The sequence below is a fragment of the Paraburkholderia sp. genome (assembly GCF_035656215.1).
GTDB lineage: Bacteria > Pseudomonadota > Gammaproteobacteria > Burkholderiales > Burkholderiaceae > Paraburkholderia.
Genome location: NZ_DASRSY010000139.1, coordinates 1 through 3,851, shown reverse-complemented (window position 1 = coordinate 3,851; position 3,851 = coordinate 1). Strand labels below are relative to the sequence as shown.

4 protein-coding genes are annotated in these 3,851 nt (G+C 60.1%); 1 reads left to right on the top strand and 3 read right to left on the bottom strand.

The features are described 5' to 3' along the window. Window positions 1-1,636: ATP-dependent zinc metalloprotease FtsH (gene ftsH, locus VFE81_RS08015; protein WP_325044086.1), on the bottom strand; the 1,636-nt coding region annotated here is incomplete at its 3' end. Window positions 1,637-1,825: 189 nt separating this feature from the next. After that, a complete protein-coding gene (locus VFE81_RS08010) occupies window positions 1,826-2,488 on the bottom strand; it encodes an RlmE family RNA methyltransferase (protein WP_054036258.1) in 663 nt (220 codons plus the stop codon). Window positions 2,489-2,671: 183 nt separating this feature from the next. Here VFE81_RS08010 and VFE81_RS08005 point away from each other — a divergent pair, with 183 nt between their 5' ends. After that, window positions 2,672-3,202: a YhbY family RNA-binding protein gene (locus tag VFE81_RS08005; protein ID WP_325044085.1), complete on the top strand. Its 531-nt coding sequence runs from the start codon at window positions 2,672-2,674 to the stop codon at window positions 3,200-3,202. 149 nt (window positions 3,203-3,351) lie between these two features. On the opposite strand, the gene VFE81_RS08000 is transcribed toward VFE81_RS08005, so the two are convergent. Further along, complete coding sequence (locus VFE81_RS08000; protein ID WP_325044084.1) at window positions 3,352-3,849, bottom strand: DUF4149 domain-containing protein; 498 nt, start codon at window positions 3,847-3,849, stop codon at window positions 3,352-3,354. Window positions 3,850-3,851 lie beyond the last annotated feature (2 nt).

Genomic DNA, 3,851 nt, shown 5'->3' with positions numbered 1-3,851 from the left:
CATCGACCTTCTGCTGCGTCGCTTCCGAGATGGTGCGCGTGAAACCGCGGCCAAACGGCGTTGCGTCGTTTTCGTCGTCGACGTAGACCATCGGTCCGAGTGCGTCCGTCATGCCGAAACGAGCCACCATGGCGCGAGCCGTGGCCGTTGCCTTGTTGAAGTCGTCCGACGCGCCGGTGCTGATCAGGTTCAGGAACAGCTCTTCCGCAACACGGCCACCGAACAGGATCGCGAGACGGTCCAGCAGGTAGTCCTTCGAATACGTTTCGTTGTCATGCTCTGGCAACTGCCACGTAACGCCCAGCGCACGGCCGCGCGGGATGATCGTGACCTTGTGTACCGGATCGGCCTTCGGCAACAGCTTGGCGATGACCGCGTGACCCGACTCGTGATACGCCGTAGCACGCTTCGATTCTTCGCGGATCACGGCCGACTTGCGCTCCGGACCCATGAAGATCTTGTCTTTCGCGTCTTCGAAGTCGTTCATTTCGACAATGCGCTTGCCACGGCGAGCCGCGAACAGTGCTGCTTCGTTGACCAGGTTCGCCAGATCGGCACCCGAGAAGCCTGGCGTGCCGCGTGCAATAACCGCTGCGTCGACGTCGTTCGAAATCGGCACCTTGCGCAGATGAACCTTCATGATGTGCTCGCGGCCGCGGATGTCCGGCAGACCGACGTACACCTGACGGTCGAAACGGCCCGGACGCAGCAGCGCCTTGTCCAGCACGTCCGAACGGTTCGTTGCAGCGATCACGATCACACCCGAGTTCGCTTCGAAACCATCCATCTCGACCAGCATCTGGTTCAAGGTCTGTTCGCGTTCGTCGTTACCGCCGCCCATGCCGGCGCCACGGTGACGGCCAACCGCGTCGATTTCGTCGATGAACACGATACACGGTGCATGCTTCTTGGCCTGCTCGAACATGTCGCGCACACGCGCCGCACCGACACCCACGAACATTTCGACGAAGTCCGAACCCGAGATGCTGAAGAACGGCACCTTCGCTTCGCCGGCGATAGCGCGCGCCAGCAACGTCTTACCGGTTCCCGGCGGCCCGACCAGCAGCACGCCGCGCGGGATGCGCCCGCCCAGCTTCTGGAATTTCTGCGGATCGCGCAGGAAGTCGACCAGTTCGGAGACTTCCTCCTTGGCTTCGTCGCAACCGGCGACGTCGGTGAAATTGATTGCGTTATTGTTTTCGTCGATCAGACGTGCACGGGATTTACCGAACGAGAACGCACCGCCTTTCCCGCCTCCCTGCATCTGTCGCATCATGTAGAACCAGAAGCCGATGATCAGGATCGTCGGTCCGAGGTAGTACAGCGCGGACACCAGCGCATTCGGTTCGTCATCAGCCTTGCCGCTCACCTGAACGCCATACTTCATCAGATCGCCGACCATCCAGATGTCGCCCGGCGACACGATCTGGTACTTCTGGCCGTCTGCTGGAGTGACCGTAAGGTTCCGCCCCTGGACAATAACGTTCTTGACTTTGCCGTTCTTTGCGTCGTCCATGAACTGCGAATAGGAAACGCCTTCCTGGACACGGGGCTTGTCGAACTGCTTGAACACCGTAAACAGCACCAGTGCGATAACCAGCCACACTGCTGCTTTCGAAAACATATTGTTGTTCAAAGCACCACTCCTTCACTTAGACGGGCGCCTACATTTTCCTTGCGGCACCACGAAAGCATTCTAATCCAGTCCGCAGACCCCTGCCATAACGTTTCGCTACCACATAAATAGCGTAGCGGGCCGTCAAAGCGCCGATTTCCGGCGCCTTGGGCACATTAACGGCAGATGCGGAACTGTCCAGCAGCGAACCTACGCGGGCCGCTTGAGATGCTTACCCAAAATAAACGTTTCTGACGATTTGTCCCGCGAGGCTTTCGGCTTGCGGGCCGCCACCACCTTGAACTGGCGCTTGAACTTTTCGACAATCTGGCTGTAACCGCTGCCATGAAAACATTTGACTAAAAGGGCACCATCCGGCTTCAGGTGGTTTTGCGAGAACTCCATCGCGATATCGCACAGATGCTCGATTCGCGCGGCATCCGCCACCGCCACTCCCGACAGGTTGGGCGCCATATCCGAAATTACAAGGTCAACCTGACGCTCCCCGACTAATTCTTCGAGTTGTTCGAGAACCGAGTCTTCGCGGAAGTCGCCCTGGATGAAATGAACGTCGGCGATCGGCTCCATCGGCAGCATGTCCAGCGCGATGATGGTGCCGTCGATGCCGCCCTCCCGCTCGGCGTCGCGTTGCGAGCCCTTGGCAAGCTTGTTACGGGCGTACTGGCTCCAGCTGCCCGGCACCGAGCCGAGGTCGACAATCACCTGGCCTGGCCGGATCAGTTTGTCCTGCTCGTCGATTTCCTTCAGCTTGTAGGCAGCGCGGGCGCGGTAACCCTCCCGCTGCGCCATTTTTACGTACGGGTCGTTGATGTGATCGTGCAGCCACGCGGTATTGAACTTGTTTTTTGCCATTAAAGGTAGAACTCTTGCTGCGTGATGTCGCGCTTTAGGGGATAATACGCGGTTAATTCGCGCGGCCACCGCCAAAACTGGCAGTCATCCGCGATTCTGTTGTTCTGACGCGCCGCCCTGTGCCATGGCCCGAATCTATCCGGGCTGCAGGTGCCGCCATTTTAGTCGAGTCTCCCACTTTCCATGCCAGCCCTTAAAGTCTCTTCCGACCAACGCGCCGAGTTGCGCTCCCAGGCACATGCGCTCAAACCGGTCGTGTTCGTCGGCGCCGAAGGCTTGACCGACGCTGTGCTGTCGGAAATCAAGGTTCACCTTGGCGCACATCAACTGATCAAAATCCGAGTATTCGGCGACGAACGTGAAGAGCGCATTGCCATCTACGAACAGATCTGCGACAAGCTGAGCGCCGCGCCGATCCAGCATATCGGCAAGCTGCTGGTAATCTGGAAGCCGGAAGCAGCAGCACAACCGGCCGTGAAGGCCAAGCGCGGCGCCCTGCCGAGCGCCCGCGAAGCGGCTGTCGAAGCCAAACCGGGTAAAGGCCGCGCACCGCGCGTGGTCACCGTGGTGAAGCCCAGCGAAATCCCGATGCGCAAGCCGAAGGCAAAAGCTGTCGTGGTGCGCGGCAATGAACGCGTCACGCAAGGCGGCAACGTTAAGCGCGCCAAGAAGCGCCAGACCAGCGCGAAGCGCGCGCATCAGTCGTCGAAGTAAGCGAATGACGAAGGGTGCGGGCGGTGTCCGCACCTTGGGGTGAGCTGCTCAGGCCGCCTAGGTAATGCCGCTTGGGTTATGCCGCTTGGGTTAAGCCGCCTGCCTCACTCTACAGGCAAACCCGCTTAAGCAAGCCGGAATAGCACCACTTAACCGGCTACCTTCCCCGCAGCGTGGCGAGCGCCCTGCTCCGCTGTCTCCACGCCGACGCTCGCCGGCAGCTTCCACACCAGTGCCACGCCCAGCAGGCTTTCGATCAGGTAAAACAGGCTCGACACGCCGTGCAAGATGCCGAAACGCGTCGCATAGGCCGAATGTCCGACGTCACTGCCCGCTTCGAGTGCGGCAATGCGCATTGCATTCATGAACGGCTGCAACGCAAAGTAACCCACCAGCACGCACACCAGCATACCGGCGATCAACCAACGCAAACGACGATAAGCGTCGCTGCCGCGGCGAACCAGCACGTTCGCCAGACCCAGCAGCAAAATGCCGCACACCGCGCCCAGCACGCCTTCAATACGAAACAGCTGCGCCGCCACCGCGCCCGCCGTCATCCGGTCGAGCGAGGTGAACAACACCGGCGCGACGGCATAGCCGATAGTCAACAGACTACCGACCCACACCACCGTCAGCAGACGGAACAGTC